Annotated in this window: 15 protein-coding genes and 1 pseudogene; 6 read left to right on the top strand and 10 right to left on the bottom strand. The window is 38.8% G+C overall.

Annotated elements, in window-relative coordinates:
• Nucleotides 1–221 precede the first annotated feature (221 nt).
• The 6 genes from DQQ01_RS00710 (at nt 222) to DQQ01_RS00685 (ending at nt 4,015) form a co-directional block, all read left to right on the top strand.
• Nucleotides 222–611 carry a plasmid mobilization protein gene (locus tag DQQ01_RS00710; RefSeq protein WP_111917778.1) on the top strand — a complete coding sequence of 130 codons (390 nt, stop codon included), beginning with the start codon at nt 222–224 and terminating at the stop codon, nt 609–611.
• Nucleotides 583–2,130 carry a relaxase/mobilization nuclease domain-containing protein gene (locus DQQ01_RS00705; RefSeq protein WP_111917777.1) on the top strand — a complete coding sequence of 516 codons (1,548 nt, stop codon included), beginning with the start codon at nt 583–585 and terminating at the stop codon, nt 2,128–2,130. Before DQQ01_RS00710 ends, DQQ01_RS00705 begins: the two co-directional genes overlap by 29 nt.
• 27 nt (nt 2,131–2,157) lie before the next feature.
• Nucleotides 2,158–2,484 (top strand): hypothetical protein, encoded by a 327-nt coding sequence (locus tag DQQ01_RS00700; RefSeq protein WP_111917776.1) that lies wholly within the window; start codon nt 2,158–2,160, stop codon nt 2,482–2,484.
• Nucleotides 2,471–3,250: an FAD-dependent thymidylate synthase gene (locus DQQ01_RS00695; RefSeq protein ID WP_111917775.1), complete on the top strand. Its 780-nt coding sequence runs from the start codon at nt 2,471–2,473 to the stop codon at nt 3,248–3,250. Before DQQ01_RS00700 ends, DQQ01_RS00695 begins: the two co-directional genes overlap by 14 nt.
• Entirely contained in the window at nt 3,240–3,653 is a 414-nt protein-coding gene (locus tag DQQ01_RS00690; RefSeq protein WP_111917774.1) for a dUTP diphosphatase, read from the top strand. Before DQQ01_RS00695 ends, DQQ01_RS00690 begins: the two co-directional genes overlap by 11 nt.
• Before the next feature lie 86 nt (nt 3,654–3,739).
• The gene (locus DQQ01_RS00685) at nt 3,740–4,015 is read left to right on the top strand and encodes a helix-turn-helix domain-containing protein (RefSeq protein ID WP_111917773.1); all 276 of its coding nucleotides are present in this window, start codon (nt 3,740–3,742) and stop codon (nt 4,013–4,015) included.
• A gap of 81 nt (nt 4,016–4,096) precedes the next feature.
• On the opposite strand, the gene DQQ01_RS00680 is transcribed toward DQQ01_RS00685, so the two are convergent.
• The 10 genes and pseudogenes from DQQ01_RS00680 to DQQ01_RS00640 all read right to left on the bottom strand — a co-directional run bounded on the left by DQQ01_RS00680 (nt 4,097) and on the right by DQQ01_RS00640 (nt 16,616).
• Complete coding sequence (locus DQQ01_RS00680; RefSeq protein ID WP_111917772.1) at nt 4,097–4,798, bottom strand: response regulator; 702 nt, start codon at nt 4,796–4,798, stop codon at nt 4,097–4,099.
• Nucleotides 4,791–7,475 (bottom strand): ATP-binding protein, encoded by a 2,685-nt coding sequence (locus DQQ01_RS00675; RefSeq protein WP_111917771.1) that lies wholly within the window; start codon nt 7,473–7,475, stop codon nt 4,791–4,793. Before DQQ01_RS00675 ends, DQQ01_RS00680 begins: the two co-directional genes overlap by 8 nt.
• A 68-nt stretch (nt 7,476–7,543) precedes the next feature.
• Complete coding sequence (locus tag DQQ01_RS00670; RefSeq protein ID WP_242980461.1) at nt 7,544–7,912, bottom strand: hypothetical protein; 369 nt, start codon at nt 7,910–7,912, stop codon at nt 7,544–7,546.
• A 78-nt stretch (nt 7,913–7,990) separates the two neighbouring features.
• The gene (locus DQQ01_RS00665) at nt 7,991–8,638 is read right to left on the bottom strand and encodes a potassium channel family protein (protein WP_111917769.1); all 648 of its coding nucleotides are present in this window, start codon (nt 8,636–8,638) and stop codon (nt 7,991–7,993) included.
• Between the two features lie 13 nt (nt 8,639–8,651).
• A pseudogene (locus DQQ01_RS00660) lies at nt 8,652–9,984 on the bottom strand (TrkH family potassium uptake protein).
• A gap of 125 nt (nt 9,985–10,109) precedes the next feature.
• Nucleotides 10,110–10,607 (bottom strand): GAF domain-containing protein, encoded by a 498-nt coding sequence (locus tag DQQ01_RS18325; RefSeq protein WP_408607854.1) that lies wholly within the window; start codon nt 10,605–10,607, stop codon nt 10,110–10,112.
• Nucleotides 10,510–12,120 (bottom strand): DUF4118 domain-containing protein, encoded by a 1,611-nt coding sequence (locus tag DQQ01_RS00655; RefSeq protein WP_242980459.1) that lies wholly within the window; start codon nt 12,118–12,120, stop codon nt 10,510–10,512. Before DQQ01_RS00655 ends, DQQ01_RS18325 begins: the two co-directional genes overlap by 98 nt.
• 7 nt (nt 12,121–12,127) lie before the next feature.
• Entirely contained in the window at nt 12,128–12,775 is a 648-nt protein-coding gene (gene kdpC / locus DQQ01_RS00650; protein ID WP_059066825.1) for a potassium-transporting ATPase subunit KdpC, read from the bottom strand.
• A gap of 13 nt (nt 12,776–12,788) precedes the next feature.
• Nucleotides 12,789–14,843, bottom strand: a complete 2,055-nt coding sequence (kdpB, locus tag DQQ01_RS00645) for a potassium-transporting ATPase subunit KdpB (RefSeq protein WP_111917768.1) — start codon at nt 14,841–14,843, stop codon at nt 12,789–12,791.
• Nucleotides 14,844–14,867: 24 nt separating this feature from the next.
• Nucleotides 14,868–16,616 carry a potassium-transporting ATPase subunit KdpA gene (locus DQQ01_RS00640; protein WP_111917767.1) on the bottom strand — a complete coding sequence of 583 codons (1,749 nt, stop codon included), beginning with the start codon at nt 16,614–16,616 and terminating at the stop codon, nt 14,868–14,870.
• Between the last annotated feature and the right edge of the window lie 4 nt (nt 16,617–16,620).

Raw genomic sequence — 16,620 nt, 5'->3', positions numbered from 1 at the left:
CCGTGTTTAACGTTATGGCATTTCTGCCTCCGTTAACCTTACGGGATTTCATCTTGATGGAGATTTCGTTTCCCCATACCCTCGAAGATTTAGGCACCTTTTGCGTCTACTGGCTTCCACCAAAAGGTGTACGCATCACTAATTTCTATATCGGAAGGGACAGCCGATATCTTAATTAGTGGCATCACTGCATGATGGGAAGACTGCATGGAAGAAGGAACATGAAAAGAAGAAAGCAAACGGAATTATCACATCCTAATTTTATTGCTGTCCGGCTGTCTGATACGGAGCTAGCAATATTAGATCAGGCCTGTGCTTCTTTAGGCACAACCCGTTCTGAATATTTACGGAGGCTTCTAACTGAAAAGAAGATTTATAACAATGTAGAAATTGTTGCAGATATCAAATTGCTTCGGGAGTTGGTCGGGCAATACGGCAAAATCGGTTCCAATCTGAACCAGATCGCCAAGTATTTTAATACCGGTGGAACTCATTCCCAGGCTATGGAAAATGAAATCCATCAATGTATCTCCGACCTCTTCTTCTTACGAAAAAAAGTATTAGAAATGGCAGGTGATTTTCATGGCGATACTAAAGCACATCAAAAGTAGAAATGCCAACTATTCAAATGCCATTGATTATCTGCTTTTCCAACATGATGAGAGCACTGGAAAAAAGATAAAAGATGAAATGGGGCGAAGCCTTTTAAGAGATGAATTCTACATGGATGGTCTCAACTGTGATCCAATGTCTTTTGACAAGGAGTGTAGTCTAACAAATACAAAATTTCATAAAAACAAAAAATCATCTGAAATCAAAAGTCACCATTATATCATCAGTTTTGATCCGGATGATAGATCAGAATGTGGACTAACCGGGGAAAAGGCACAGGAATTATGTTTAAACCTTGCAAAAAAAATATTTCCCGGATACCAGGCTCTTATCGTGACACATACCGATGGTCACAATGGTTCTGGCAATATCCATACGCACATTGTGATCAACAGCGTCCGTAAGGAAGCTGTCAGAAGGCAGAGTTACATGGATAAGCCCCATGAAGAAATTGCCGGATATAAGCACCGATCCACAAATAAATTCCTGAATTATTTCAAAAAGGAAATTATGGATATGTGCATCCAGGAGGAACTTCATCAGGTTGATCTTCTCTCTCCGGCTGAAACAAAAATCACACAGGCTGAATATATGGCGCAAAAATCCGGGCAGAAAAAATTAGAAGAGACAAACAAAAAAATCATTGCAGATGGATTGAAACCAAATGCCACAATGTTTCAGACACAGAAGCAGGAACTCCGAAATGCCATCGAAGAATGCAGTTCGCATTCTAAAAGCTTTCAGGAATTTCAATCTCTTCTTTTTGAAAAATATCAGATTTCCGTCATTGAGGAAAGAGGAAGATATCGTTATCTCCATCCGGATCGGGACAAACGGATTACAGAGAAGGCTTTGGGAACTCAATACGGCAAAGAACATTTAGAACAGCTCTTCTTACGAAAAGGTCCGATAACCATTCTTTATGTCAGATCGCATTTACGGTTGGTAGTAGATCTTCAGAAAAATGTGAAAGCAATGCAAAGTCCCGGATATGCTCATCGGGTAAAAATATCCAATCTTCAGGAAATGGCAAATACCATTATCTATGTGCAAGAACATGGGTACAATACCCAAACCGAATTAAAAAATGCCTTTTCCGAATCTCAAAAACAGTTAGATCAGGCAACAGATCAGCTTATGGAAATGAATGCAGATTTGAAAAGCATCAACCGGCAGATCCATTACACCGGACAATATTTTGCACAGAAAGCAATCTATACCGAATTTTTAAAAGCGAAAAACAAAGGCAGATTCCGAAAGGAACACACCGCTGAAATTCAAGCATATGAAGAAGCCCGTGACTGGCTGAAATCTTTTTATCCAGATGGAAAGATGCTTCCTATCAAAACATTGAAGGAACAAAAAGCCAGCTTGCAGGAACAGATCGATCAGCAAAAATCATCCATCCGATCTCTAAAGGATCTGACACAAGATTTAAGAACCGTAGACAAAAATGTGGAAGCAATTCTCCACAACCAGGTTCCCAAAAAACAAAAGACACGGGAACCCGAATTATAAATCATTTTACGAAGGAGGAATTACAATATGACACAAAATGAATTTAATGTTGTCCTTGAACAACAATATCGAAAATGTGCCGATGTACTGGTACACAAGAAAAAAGAATACACCGGAGACCGCATTGATCGCCTGAGTGCATTTAAAATTGCTGCCTCATTACAGGGATGCACACCTAAGGCTGCTCTGGCCGGAATGATGTCGAAGCATGTCGTATCTCTCTATGATATGTGTTACTCTTCGCTGCTCCAATTTGACTTAGAACAATGGGATGAGAAGATTACCGACTGCATCAACTATCTCATTCTGCTGAAAGCATTGATAAAGGAGGAACAAGCCTATGGATCACATTGAGACAAAGATTTTAAATAGTTATACCATTCAGGAAGCGGCTCAAAACATGGTATTCGCAGCAAGGCTTACCCAACAGGGGCATTCCATTCAAAACATGGATGATCTTATGGCGCTTTATCAGAAATCTTTCACGGATAAAACTGTAGACCGGATTGCCAGTCTTCCCCACCCAACCGTACAGAAATTTACGGTGATTACGGTTGCAATTGTAGGTGCAAGCAGACGTTTTCTTGCACAGATCACCCGTCATCAAAATGAAGTAAAATTCATGAGTGCATCTCTGCAATATAGCAACTATTCAGAAAAAGCTGCATTTGCAATCCCATATGAAATCCTTTTTTCAGAGCAGAGATACATTGATCTCTATCTGAAAAGCTGCCTATCGGATCTCCGATGTTATCAGGAGTTGTGTTCCGTTGGATTTCATCATGATTCTGCCAGATATGCCCTCCCCCATGCTTTGAGAAATATTCTGATTATCTGCGCTACACCTTATGAGTGGAAGCATATGATCGGTCAGCGGATCTGCAGAAGAAATACCGATGAAACAAGAATTGTAATGTTGGACATCTGGCAGAAACTATACGAATTTGATCCGGTGTTATTTTCACCTAAGCTGACCGGTCCTTTCTGCCAGAGGGGATGTTGTGAAGAAGGTTCTATGTCCTGTGGAATTTCCATCCCAAAAGAGTGGACTCCATTGGAAATAATGAGAGCAGATTATCCTCTGCTCGTAGAAGGGAGGAAAGCTGTTTATGAAGATTAAATTGATCGACTTTGGGTTAGAAAAAGATCATTATCCCTTCCGACCTCATGAAAACGATGCCGGGGCTGATGTATATATGCCTTATGACTGCACATTAAAGCCGGGAGAGATTGCAAGAATCCCCTTAGGATTTGGTCTCATGATTCCGGATGGATATGCCGGTTATGTTTTTCCAAGAAGCAGCATGGCCGCAAAAGGTTTGGTCTGTGAACTTCCGCCTATTGATTCCGGATATCGTGGAGAAATTCATGCCATCATCAGCAATGTTAGTTCAGAATCCCAAATACTCCGCAAAGATACCCGCGTAGGGCAACTGGTTATCACTCCTGTTCTAATCGCTGACTTTGTTCTGGATCTCGGAGAAGCAAGAAATACCGGTGCTTTCGGAAGCAGCGGAGAATAAGCCTCCCTATAAAACCAGAGGTGCCGAATAATTTATGATTCGACACCTCGCACACTCAAAATAACTTACAGAAAGGAATTACTACGATGATTACATTTGGAAGAAAATTAAAACATTTGAGACAGAAAAATCATCTTACACAAAAAGAACTAGGTATTGCACTTGGCTTTCCGGAAGATTCTGCGGATGTCAGAATTGCACAATATGAAGCAGATGCAAGAAAACCTCGTGATGAAATTCTGGCTAATATGGCAAAAGAACTTGGCGTACCACTGGATATTCTCATGGTTCCAATACTATCAGAACCCAGAGAATATGAATCAGCTTCTTTCTGGATGCATGAACTAGCTCCAGAATTCTAACTTTTTTATTACAAAAGGCAGGAAATCATTCCTGTCCGCCATACCAAATTTAACATTTATCATTTCACCACAGTAATATTTTTATTCCACTCTTATCATTCGGTATCCCACACCAATATGCGTTTGAATATACTGTGGTGAATCCTTTGTCGGTTCTAATTTTTTTCGTAATGTTGCCATAAACACACGCAGAGAAGCAATATCCGTATCCCAATTTCTTCCCCAAATGTTCTCCATAATAAAAGTATAAGTCAGAACCTTCCCCACATTTTTAGAAAGTAAACACAGCAACTTATATTCAATCGGTGTCAAATGCAATTCTTTATCATCAAGAAATGCACATCCAGCAGAATAATCGATCCTTAATTTACCATTCACAAACTCAGAATTTGCTACCATCATTTCCGCAGTCATTAAAGATATTCTGCGCTGCGTTACTCGAATACGCGCAAGCAATTCTTCAACAGAAAACGGCTTTGTCAAATAGTCATCAGCACCAGCATCCAGTGCCTCTATTTTATCATTATCCTCACTTCTCGCACTGATAACAATGATAGGCATATTAGACCATGAACGAATATTTTTTATCACTTCGATCCCATCCATATCCGGCAATCCCAAATCCAAAAGAACAATATCCGGTCTATGAGATGTTGCTTCCATAAGAGCCATTTTCCCATTCATTGCAACTACATGACGATAATCATTCGTCTTCAAAGTTGTTGTAATAAGATTACGGATTGATGTGTCATCTTCCACAACTAAAATCAATGGTTTATTCATATAATTTTACCTCCCCGATTGGTAATGTAAATGTAAATATTGTACCTTTAGGCTGATTATCAGATACTGAAATCATTCCCCCATGTGCTGTTACGATTGATTTACAGAGAGACAATCCAAGTCCAAGACTTCTTCTGCTATCTGCGACTTTATTTGCACCACTATAAAACATATCAAATATTTTGGTTTTTTGCTCATCTGGAATACCAGGTCCATTATCTGAAATAGAAACTACTACCCACTTACCTTGTTTTTTAGTATGTATATGGATCATAGAACCGCTTGGTGTGTATTTTATCGCATTATCCACAAGATTAATAATTACTTGCACCACTAATTTCACATCTATCTTAGCAAGAATCAATTCTTCTGAACTATCAACTTTTATACTATATTCTTTTCCTTTTCTATTAATATGTTTCAATGCTTCTGCGATTACTTCATCCATCAATTCTATTGTCTGATTTAAATTGACCTTTCCTCCTTCTATCCTGGTAACTGCCAATAAATTTTCCACAAGATTAATCAGCCACATAGAGTCATCATAAATATCCGCAAATGTTTGTCTACGCATCTCATCATCCATTTTCGCATAGTTTGCCATCAGATTTCCGGCACTTCCAGAAATCGATGTAAGGGGCGTTCGTAAATCATGAGATATTGCTCGTAATAAATTTGCTCTTAACTGCTCATTTTTAGCCAACACCGCTGCTTCTTCTTTTTCTCTTGCATTTTTTATATTTTCCAGAGCTAATGCACATTCCGCAAGAATTGACAAAAGAACACTGTTCTCAAAAGCATCAAGTGGATACCCACCCATAGCAATTCCTACTACTCCATAAACATGGTGATTTACTCTGATTGCTAAATATAAGCATTTTGCATTAGACAAAGTATCTGTAGTAGCTCCTGCATGCTTATTATTCTCCATAGCCCAGATTGCTACTGCTTTTTCATCTTCCGTTATTAAATCGTTCTTTTTACTTCCATCCACTCGAAACACAGTAGGTTCTTTAAGGGTATTTCCATCCGACAAATATACGACTAAATCTTTCTTCAGCAATTTCATAAGCTGTTCTGCCATTGCGTGAACAACCGCTTCTTCATCATTTTCTTTTTGTAACAATTGATTTGTCTCAAACAGGATTTTTGTTCTATATGCTGCAAGTGCTGCCTGTTTTGCGCTTCTCTTTAGTCTTGCTGCAAGTGTTCCCGCCAAAAGGCTCACTATGAACATGATCAAAAATGTCACAATATAATTCGAATCATCAAACATAAATGTCAAACGAGGCGTTGTAAAGTAAAAATTAAAGACTAAAACGCATACAGCCGAAGCCAAAAATCCACATAACCGATTTGTAGTGATAACTGAAATCACTAGAACCCCCAAAATATACACCGCTACAATATTAGTCTCGGTAACACCTAATGTAGCAAATCCCAGCCCTATTATGGTTGATATTATTAACACAGCAATACTTTTTATGATGTCACTTATCGGCATCATATCAAGCTTAATCCTTCTTTTTTTCTCCTGGTAACTATCACCTGTGCTTGTATCCGGAATCACATGGATTTCCAAATTCGGAGCACTTTTTATCAATTTTTCCGTTAGTGTCGGTTTATCAAAAAATCTTTTTTTACCAACAGTACTACGCCCTATCACAATTTGAGAAACACCCGAAAGTCTTGCAAATTCAATAATCTGAGCAGGCACTTCATCCCCATGGCTTGTTTCAACAGATGCACCTAACTGCTGTGCCAATCGGATATTTTTCTGTAACTGGACTTTATCCTGCTCTGCCATAAAGTTCGTATCTGGCGTTTCAACAAAAAGTGCGGTAAACGTCCCATGAAACGCCTGTGCCATTCTCGCTGCTGTTCGAATGATCTTCGCATTGGACGGTGAAGCGGAAAGACACACCAAGATATGTTCATCCGTATGGTAATCACTTTTGCTTTGTAGCCTTGCATTTTCTGTAAGCAAATTCACTCGATCTGCGCATCTTTGCAATGCGATTTCACGTAATGCAGTTAATTTCTCCAAAGTAAAAAACTCATTATTATTCCGATTATCTGAAGAAACCGTCTTTCCTGACATTCGCTCTAATAATTCTATTGGTTCTATATCAACCAGTTCTACCTGATCTGCTTTATCAAATACGGAATCAGGAATACGCTCTTTTACCAATACTCCTGTGATTGCAGCCACTACATCATTTAAACTTTCAATATGCTGAATGTTTACTGTTGTATAAACATTGATGCCCGCATTTAATAATTCTTGAACATCTTGATAACGCTTAAAATGACGACTGTTTCCAATGTTCGTATGAGCATATTCATCAAGCAAAATTAAACCAGGCTTTCTCTTTAATGCAGCATCAATATCAAATTCGAAACCAATTTTATCTCCAAAAGATACCTGCTTAGGTTTTATTTTCTCCAATCCTTCAAGCAGAGCTTCTGTCTGCGAAGAATTATGTGCTTCAATATAACCTGCAACCACATCCACACCGTGTTCTTTAGCCTGATGTGCAGCTTGAAGCATCGCATAAGTTTTTCCAGTCCCTTCTGCGTACCCTAGAAAAATTTTTACTTTTCCCTGATTTTTTCTATGTATATCATCGTGAAACTCTTGCAGAAGTCTATCCGGCCCTTGTTCTTTTACAGCCATCTATCATACTCCTCTCTATAAGCTGCTTCTTCTTTATCCATGATATACTTTTTCTCTATATTTTTTATTTAGATATAATGTGAGATTTCATCTGAATATTTCAAGAATTCAGTAATCAGCTGACTCTTATTGTCTTGCTTCCAGAAGGCTGTCAATTTGCTCTGCTTTTCTCCAACCAACTCAACAGTTAAACTACTCCCTGACATCATGGTAGAAGTGCAAGGTAATTCTATTTCTTTTAAGCAGCAACCATCCATCTTCACAACACTATTTTCCGATAAAAGCAACAAATCTAATTTATGCGCCAAAAACGCTTCTGAACAACAGTCAATCACATAAGGATTTGATGTTCCTATTCTCAAATAATGTTCCGATGATTCCAACAATTTCACCTGCTCTTTTCTACTACTTTCTAAAAATCGATCAATTCTTTTCATTAAAAAGAATCCTAACACACCAAATATTATGATTACTACTGCCAATAGGAAGTCCGTCATAAGTTCACCTCATTTTAATTATATGTGAAAACATTTTTGTAAGTCCTTATTATTTCCAAACACAAGCATTGTTTCTCCAGCTTCCAACACTGTATCCGGAGAAATTGTAAGTCTCACTTTCCCCCCTTCTTTAATGCCAATTACATTAACCTTATGTTTCTTTCGAATATCAAGCGTTCCAATAGATTTCCCCACCCAATCATCTGGAACTTGAATTTCAAACATTGTATGGTCTGAATCCAATTCTATATAATCTAAAACATGATCTGTACTATATCGAATGGCTACCCACTTAGCCAATTGTTTTTCCGGATAGATTACTTCATCTGCGCCATTGCGTAATAAAAATTTTTCCTGTACATCTGTCGTTGCTCTAGAAACAACTAGCTTTGCACCCATTTCTTTCAATAATGATGTTGTTTCTAAGGAACTTTGAAAGTCATGTCCGATTGCTACAATACATACATCATAATTCCGAACTCCCAATGATTCTAAAAATTCCCCATTAGTACTGTCTCCAATCTGAGCGTTTGTTACAAATGGTAACACAGCTTCTGCACGCTCATCCGAACTATCTACCGCCATTACCTGATGTCCTAACTGATCCAGATGTATTGCTATATGCCTTCCAAATCTTCCTAATCCAATTAAAAGAATTGATTTCATTGTTTTTCTCCTTTTATCCTACTGTAATTTTTTCCCGTGGCAATTTTGAAACATGATGATGCGTACCTGACAAGGCTGCAAAAATCAAGGTCAATCCACCTACTCGCCCTATAAACATTAGTGAAATTAATATAATTCTTGACAGCATGCCCAATCCTGGTGTAATTCCAAGAGAAAGTCCTACTGTCCCCACTGCAGAAGCCGCTTCAAATAAACATGTCAGAATCGGAAGATCTTCTGTAATACTAATAATCAATCCTCCAACCCCGCTCAATGTAATATACATCAAAAAAACAGTTGCTGCATTTTTAAGTACATCTCCATTTATCCTACGTCCAAAGAAATTGGCATCCTCTCTTCGCCGGAAAGTTGCAATTGCAATTGCAAATAATACGGCAATTGTTGTTGTTTTCATACCTCCTGCTGTTGAGCCCGGACTACCACCAATTAGCATTAAAATAATCGTTATAAATTGCCCTGCTTCACTCATTGATGTTAAATCAACAGTATTAAATCCAGCGGTTCGTGGAGTGACTGATTGAAACAACGATGAAAAAATTCGTTCTTTCAGTCCAAGATCTGAAAACTCAAAAAAGTAAAAATACAATGCCGGAATTAAAATTAAAATTGCTGTGGTACTGATGATCACTTTACTTTGCATCCGATATTTATGTATGTGGAAACGATTTGCACGAATATCATCCCACGTTAAAAACCCAATTCCACCTATTATAATCAACAACATAATCGGAAAATTTATCAGTGGTTCGTCCGCATAGAATGTCAAAGAGGAAAAAGGTGATTTCACTCCCATTAAATCAAAACCTGCATTACAAAAAGCTGAAACTGAATGGAACAATGCCGTCCATAATCCTTTAATTCCAAAATCTCTGCAAAATACAGGTGACATGGCAACTGCACCAAGCAACTCAATCATTAACGTTGCCTTTATTACAAAAATAGTTAATCTTACGATTCCGCCTACTTTGGGCGCTGCAATTGCTTCCTGCATGGTACTTCTCTGCATTAGAGATATTTTTCTACCTGCGATCATAGCAAAAGATGCGGCTACTGTTATGACTCCCATACCGCCAATCTCAATCAATAACATAATCCACAAATTGACCAAAAAGTGACCAATATGTAGCCGTATCAAACACAATCAGCCCCGTTACACAAACTGCCGATGTTGACGTAAATAATGCATCTGCAAAAGATGTAAATTCTCCTGTTCTAGATGAAATAGGCAACATTAAAAGCAATGTCCCCAAAAGTATCACACTAGAAAATCCTATAATAATAATTTGAAACGATGTCAGCTTCTTTTTCGATAACACCACTCCCATAATACAGAAACTCCTTTATTATCTTTATTTAATCTTAATAATATAATACTGCACATAAAGAAAGGGAAAAATATCTCTCACAGATATTAAGATTGCATAAAGATTGGTTCGTAAGACACCAAATATCATTTACAAAAAGCATCCTGTAGTTTTACCCCAGTTTCATTCAACATAGCAATTAAGAGTCCATATTCAAAATCTTTCACCGGACGTCTCTCTTCCAGTATAATTCCCATCACGCCCTTTACCTCTTCTGTAGATTGAATAGGCAAATACATGGCATCCGCATCCGGTAAGGTGTGTGTACAGGTACCTGCCCTGTGCCGGTTAGAAACAGTCCACTGTGCTACTGCCTTTTCTTTCACATTTATGATTTTTTTCAAGTTCGAGAACTCCATATTTTTTTTAGGAAATAGTAATGGTTCTTCTAAATTTCCTTTTTCATCTACCGGATAGATAATCACAGAAAGATTTAAAAGTTTTACAACCTGCGTTGCTACCTGCTTCCAGACTTCTTCTTTCGATTTACAACGTCTGAGTTTTCTGCTGTTCTCCAGCAAAATTTCCGTTCGATATGCCTTCTTTGCACTCTCCCTGGTCTGTGATTTTAACTGTCTGGTCATAGAAGCCATAAAAAAAGCCCACTGCAAACAGCATAACAAACGTTACCGGAGAACCTCTATCATATGCTTTCAGGCTAAAATACGGTTCTGTAAAAAAGAAATTAAAAGACAATACACTAAGTAAGGCAGAATACAGAGCATATATTTTTTTATCAGCCACATAAGAAGAAAGCAATACACCAACAATATAAGCCATGATCAAATTAGACTCTGAAAGCCGCAGCCACTGAAACACATATGCTACTAAGGTGCTAAGTGCCATGATTGCAGTGATTTTTCCCAATTCCTTCGCAACATTCCAACTGGATTCTTCTCTTTTTTTTCTATTCTTTTTCCCTTCTCTAAAATACCCTGTATTTTCCATATCCGGGATAATATACACATCAATATTGGGAGCACGATAGGTCAACTGCTCTAGAACTTCCAGACGGTCTCTCCTGAAAATCCATTGTTTTCTACTGCGCCCCATAACAATCTTTGATATATTCCCCACAATGGCATATTCAACAACCTGATCCACAATATCATTTCCATAAACGGTCACAATATCTGCTCCCAATGCCCTTGCTAAATCCATGTGGTCTTTTACCGTAGATTTTGTTTTTTCATCGGCTTCCTGCATTTGAGAAGTTTCTACATAAATCCCGGTAAATTGAGCATGGAATGCATAAGCAAGACGTGCAGCTGTCCGAATTACTTTTGTATTAGACGGTGAAGATGAAATACAGACTAAGACATGTTCTCCTGTATGATAGTCCATCTCCCCCATCGCATAGCGTTCTTCTTCCGCGATATGATTGACTCGGTCAGCAGTTCTTCGCAGTGTAATTTCTCGCAAGGCAACCAGCTTCTCCCTCCGAAAGAAATTCCCAAGGGCACGTTCCGCCTGTGACGGTGCATAGATTTTCCCTTCTTTCATACGTTCGATCAATTCTTCCGGTTCAATATCAATAACCTCTACTTGATCCGCATGATCAAACACTTTGTCCGGCACCCTTTCACGCACATTGACGTGTGTAATACTGCCTACAATATCATTCAAGCTCTCTAAATGCTGAACATTCATCGTTGTATATACGTCAATACCAGCACGTAAAAGCTCTTTTACGTCCTGGTATCTTTTTTCATTCCGACATCCTTTAACATTGGTATGAGCCAGTTCATCTACTAAGATCAATCTTGGATTTCGTTTCAATGCTGCATCCAAATTAAATTCCCGAAGTTTTACCCCTTTATACACAACCTCCATCGGTGCTATCGTTTCCAAGCCTTCCACAAGAGCCTGCGTATCAGGCCTGTCATGTGGTTCTATGTATCCAGCCACTACATCAATCTTATGCTTCTTGGCTTCATGTGCTGCCGTCAGCATCGCATACGTTTTCCCAGATCCTGCCGCATATCCCAAAAAGATCTTCAGCTTTCCCTTTGTCTTTTTCAGTTTTTCCTCTTCTTCCAGCTGAAGTCTCAGAAGAAGCTGCTGCGAATCCGGTCTTTCATATTCTTTCGTTTCCATAAACATCCTACTCTAATATTCCCATGGCATTGGCAACTGCTAAATTACATTTTAACACATTAACTCGTTCCTCGCCAAAAATTCCAAGTACCTTATGTTCTGTGTTCTCTTCTACAATCTCTGTCACTTCTTCTTCTGATAATCCTGAATTCTCTGCTACATACGGAATCTGGATTTCAGCTGCTTTCGGTGAAATGTGGGGATCTAATCCTGAACCGGAAGCAGTAAGCAGATCAGACGGCACATCTTCTGCTTTCACTCCCGGGTGTTTCTCTAAAAACTCATCCAAATCTTTTTGGATTCTCTTTTCCAGCTCCGGATTGGAGTTCCCATAATTATAGCTGCCAGAAGAAACGCCACTGTATTCACCATTTTTCAATTCTTCCTCTGTATAATTATTGTATCCTACTGCAGATGGTCTTCCCTGGAAATAATAATCTTCTGTAAATTCCTGTCCTACCAAAGCAGAACCCACCGCTTCTTTACTGTCCGTCGTAGGATTTCCCTCTTTATCAATCAGGTTTCCATTTGCCTTTTCTTTCATTGCCAGCTGGCTGGCTCCTGTAAGAGCCAGCGGGTAAGCAAAGGAACAAAGTAACATCATTACAGCACAAAATATCAATGCTTTTCCTGCCATTTTACCAAATTTTTTCATCTTTCTATTCCTCCTACATTCCTATAAGAGCCAACAATGGAGCAACAAGTAAATCAATCAATTTAATTCCTACAAACGGAACAATAATACCACCTAAACCAAAAATCCCCATATTTCTCAATAGCATTTTTTCTGCTTTCATTGGTTTATATTTTACACCTTTCATGGCAACCGGAATTAATCCCGGGATAATGATTGCGTTAAAAATCAAAGCTGAAAGAATCGCACTCGCCGGGGTTGCCAAATGCATAATATTTAAGATCTGCATCTGAGGCAGCACCATCGTAAACATTGCTGGGATAATCGCAAAATACTTTGCGATATCATTTGCAATACTAAATGTTGTTAACGAACCTCTGGTAATCAAAAGCTGTTTTCCAATTTCAACAACTTCCAAAATCTTGGTCGGATCAGAGTCTAGATCTACCATGTTAGCTGCTTCTTTCGCTGCCTGTGTACCAGAGTTCATTGCAAGACCTACATCTGCCTGAGCCAGCGCTGGAGCATCGTTGGTACCATCACCTGTCATGGCTACTAATTTTCCTTCTGCCTGTTCTTTTTTGATAGCTGTGATCTTATCCTCCGGTCTACACTCTGCAATAAAACCATCTACTCCAGCTTCTTTTGCTATGGTAGCCGCTGTCAGCGGATTATCGCCTGTGCACATGATTGTTTTAATTCCAATTTCTCGAAGTCGTTCAAATCGTTCTGATAATCCCGGCTTTACAGTATCTTTTAAATAAATCACGCCCAAGATTTTTTCATTTACACAAACAACTAACGGTGTTCCGCCTAAATTGGAAATATTTGTAACAATCTCCTGTAAATCTTCCGGAATGTTTCCCCCCTTCTCTTTTACAAAAATTTTCATTGCTTCAAAAGCGCCTTTTCTTACAACCGTTCCATCCTGCAGATTCACACCACTCATCTTGGACTGAGCTGTAAATTCCACAAACTGCATTTGGTCTGCAATTCGTTCATCTAATACGCATCCCATCTGTTTACCTAAATCTACCGTTGATTTTCCTTCTGGTGTTGTATCCATAATGGAACACATCACACTATAATCAATCAAATCCTCTTTTTCGACACCTTTCACTGGATAAAACTCAGCTGCCAAACGGTTTCCATATGTAATTGTTCCTGTCTTATCCAAAATCATGGTATCAACATCACCACAGGCTTCTACCGCTTTACCGGACATAGCAATGACATTAAATCTGGTAACACGGTCCATACCTGCAATACCAATCGCCGACAAAAGACCACCGATAGTTGTCGGAATCAGACACACCATCAGTGCAATCGCCCATGAAATAGGAATCTTCACACCAAGGTACGATGCAAACGGATATAAGGTTACAACTACAATCAAAAATATCAAAGTCAGTACAATCAACAATGTATTCAGAGCAATCTCATTTGGAGTTTTCTGTCTGGAAGCTCCTTCAACCATGGAGATCATTTTATCCAAAAATGATTTTCCTGGTTCTGCTACAATTTTAATTTTCAACCAGTCCGATACGACAGTCGTACCACCTGTTACAGAAGAAAAATCACCGCCTGCCTCTCTGGTTACTGGTGCAGATTCACCAGTAATAGCGGATTCATCTACCGAAGCAATTCCTTCTATAACTTCTCCATCATTCGGGATCAGTTCTCCTGCTTTTACCAGAACCAGATCACCTTTTTTCAATTCAGAAGCATTGATAATCTGTTCCGTTCCATCCGGCAACAACTTTCTTGCTTTCGTATCCTGCTTTGTTTTCTTCAGAGATGCAGCCTGAGCTTTTCCTCGTCCTTCCGCAACAGATTCTGCAAAGTTCGCAAATAAAACCGTTACAAATAAAATAATTGTTACGATTCCATTATAGATTCGATACTGCTCACTGCCTCCAAATAATGTCGGTACAAAAGTCAATAACAGTGTGATGAAACATCCAATTTCTACGACAAACATGACCGGATTTTTTATCATATAACGAGGATCCAGTTTTTGAAAAGATCCTATAATGGATGATTTTAAAATATCCTTGGTAATAAATTTTGTCTTCTTATTTTTAGCCATTTCTTTCTCTCCTTTCACTGTACCTTACATCCAGATTGACAGATGTTCTGCAATCGGTCCCAATGCTAATGCTGGGAAGAAGGTTAATGCAGCGAAAATATATACAATAAACACAAGAATAATCATAAAAGTTATATTATCGGTACGCAGCGTACCCACAGTTTCATTGACTTTTTTCTTAGCCAACATAGATCCAGCAATCGCAAGCTGTGCAATAATCGCAATATATCTTCCAAAGAACATTGCCAGACCAGCAGTAATATTCCAAAATGCTGTATTATCAGCCAAGCCTTCAAATCCCGAACCGTTATTCGCTGCGGAAGATGCGAATTCATACAATACCTGAGTAAGTCCATGATAGCCAGGGTTTGTAATACCCTCAAGCCCTGCCGGAACCGCTACTGCCAATGCAGAAAATCCAAGGATTAGAAGTGGATGAATTAAAATACAGATTGCAACCAGCTTCATTTCTTTTCCTTCAATTTTTTTATTCAGGTATTCCGGTGTTCGTCCTACCATCAGACCACAAATGAATACTGCCAGAATGACATACATGACCATATTCATAAGGCCAACCCCTTTACCACCAAAAACGCAGTTAAGCATCATATGTAATAATGGAACTAATCCGCCTAGCGGAGTCAACGTATCATGCATGTTATTAACCGTACCTGTTGTAAAAGAAGTTGTTACCGTCGTAAACAAAGCTGATTGTGGAACCCCAAAACGTACTTCTTTTCCTTCCATACTTCCCTGGCTCTGGTCTATGCCCATCTCCTGAATCACTGGATTACCTGCCATTTCTGATTGATAGCAAATGGTGAGTCCAATCAGGAAAATGATTGCCATTGCACCAAAGATAACTGCCCCCTGACGTCCCAAGATTACTTTCTTTTGGGCTGTTCCCGGCAATACCTGTACATTCATGGCAGCTTTCTCTGCTTTTTTCTCTTTTCTTTTATCATGAAGCATATGTCCAAAAGTAACCACACAGGCACCCGGCAAGATCATCATGGATATCATTTCTATAATATTGCTGATTACCGTAGGGTTTTCAAACGGCGTGGTTGAGTTTGCTCCAAAGAATCCACCGCCATTCGTTCCCAGGTGTTTAATGGATTCCAGAGCTGCTACCGGTCCCACTGCAATATCCTGGAAGTTTCCTTCCAAGGTTTCAATTGTAAAGTTTCCTTGTAACGTCTGTGGTGTTCCCTGGCTTACCAATAATAACCCGACTATAAAAGATACTGGAATTAAAATTCTAGTCGTGATCCTTACCATATCCTCATAAAAATTTCCAATTTTCTTTCCAGCCAGTCCTCGGCAAAAAGCCATACATGCTGCATAACCCGTTGCAGCTGATGTAAACATCATAAAAATAATGACACACATTTGTGCCACATAAGAAAGACCGCTTTCTCCTGAGTAATGCTGCAGGTTTGTATTAGTCATAAAGCTGATAATCGTATTAAAGGAAAGTGTTGGCTCCATATTTGAAATCCCATTTGGATTCAAAAACAGGATACTTTGCAGTCTTAAAATTGCATATCCTACAAATACCATAACTGCATTTACCAAGAGCAAGGTCAATGCGTATTTCTTCCATCCCATATCTTCGCCCTTAATTCCACAAACCTTATAAATACAGCGATCAATCGGATTAAAAACTTTATCCGCAAAAGTCTTTTGTTTTGTTGCAATATGGTACATATATTTTCCCACCGGAATGACCAGTATCACAAAAATCGCAAGTGTCAAAATAATCTGTAACATGTCT

The sequence above is a fragment of the Blautia argi genome (genome assembly GCF_003287895.1).
GTDB lineage: Bacteria > Bacillota > Clostridia > Lachnospirales > Lachnospiraceae > Blautia > Blautia argi.
This window is presented reverse-complemented; position numbering and strand designations above follow the sequence as displayed.

Coding starts and splice junctions, on each gene's coding strand:
- DQQ01_RS00680 (WP_111917772.1), bottom strand. CDS start 4,798: ATGAATAAACCATTGATTTTAGTTGTGGAAGATGACACATCAATCCGT.
- kdpB (WP_111917768.1), bottom strand. CDS start 14,843: ATGGCTAAAAATAAGAAGACAAAATTTATTACCAAGGATATTTTAAAA.
- DQQ01_RS00705 (WP_111917777.1), top strand. CDS start 583: ATGGCGATACTAAAGCACATCAAAAGTAGAAATGCCAACTATTCAAAT.
- DQQ01_RS00710 (WP_111917778.1), top strand. CDS start 222: ATGAAAAGAAGAAAGCAAACGGAATTATCACATCCTAATTTTATTGCT.
- DQQ01_RS00665 (WP_111917769.1), bottom strand. CDS start 8,638: ATGAAATCAATTCTTTTAATTGGATTAGGAAGATTTGGAAGGCATATA.
- DQQ01_RS18325 (WP_408607854.1), bottom strand. CDS start 10,607: ATGACCAGACAGTTAAAATCACAGACCAGGGAGAGTGCAAAGAAGGCA.
- DQQ01_RS00685 (WP_111917773.1), top strand. CDS start 3,740: ATGATTACATTTGGAAGAAAATTAAAACATTTGAGACAGAAAAATCAT.
- DQQ01_RS00700 (WP_111917776.1), top strand. CDS start 2,158: ATGACACAAAATGAATTTAATGTTGTCCTTGAACAACAATATCGAAAA.
- DQQ01_RS00670 (WP_242980461.1), bottom strand. CDS start 7,912: ATGAAAAGAATTGATCGATTTTTAGAAAGTAGTAGAAAAGAGCAGGTG.
- DQQ01_RS00655 (WP_242980459.1), bottom strand. CDS start 12,120: ATGGAAACGAAAGAATATGAAAGACCGGATTCGCAGCAGCTTCTTCTG.
- kdpC (WP_059066825.1), bottom strand. CDS start 12,775: ATGAAAAAATTTGGTAAAATGGCAGGAAAAGCATTGATATTTTGTGCT.
- DQQ01_RS00640 (WP_111917767.1), bottom strand. CDS start 16,616: ATGTTACAGATTATTTTGACACTTGCGATTTTTGTGATACTGGTCATT.
- DQQ01_RS00695 (WP_111917775.1), top strand. CDS start 2,471: ATGGATCACATTGAGACAAAGATTTTAAATAGTTATACCATTCAGGAA.
- DQQ01_RS00690 (WP_111917774.1), top strand. CDS start 3,240: ATGAAGATTAAATTGATCGACTTTGGGTTAGAAAAAGATCATTATCCC.
- DQQ01_RS00675 (WP_111917771.1), bottom strand. CDS start 7,475: ATGGCTGTAAAAGAACAAGGGCCGGATAGACTTCTGCAAGAGTTTCAC.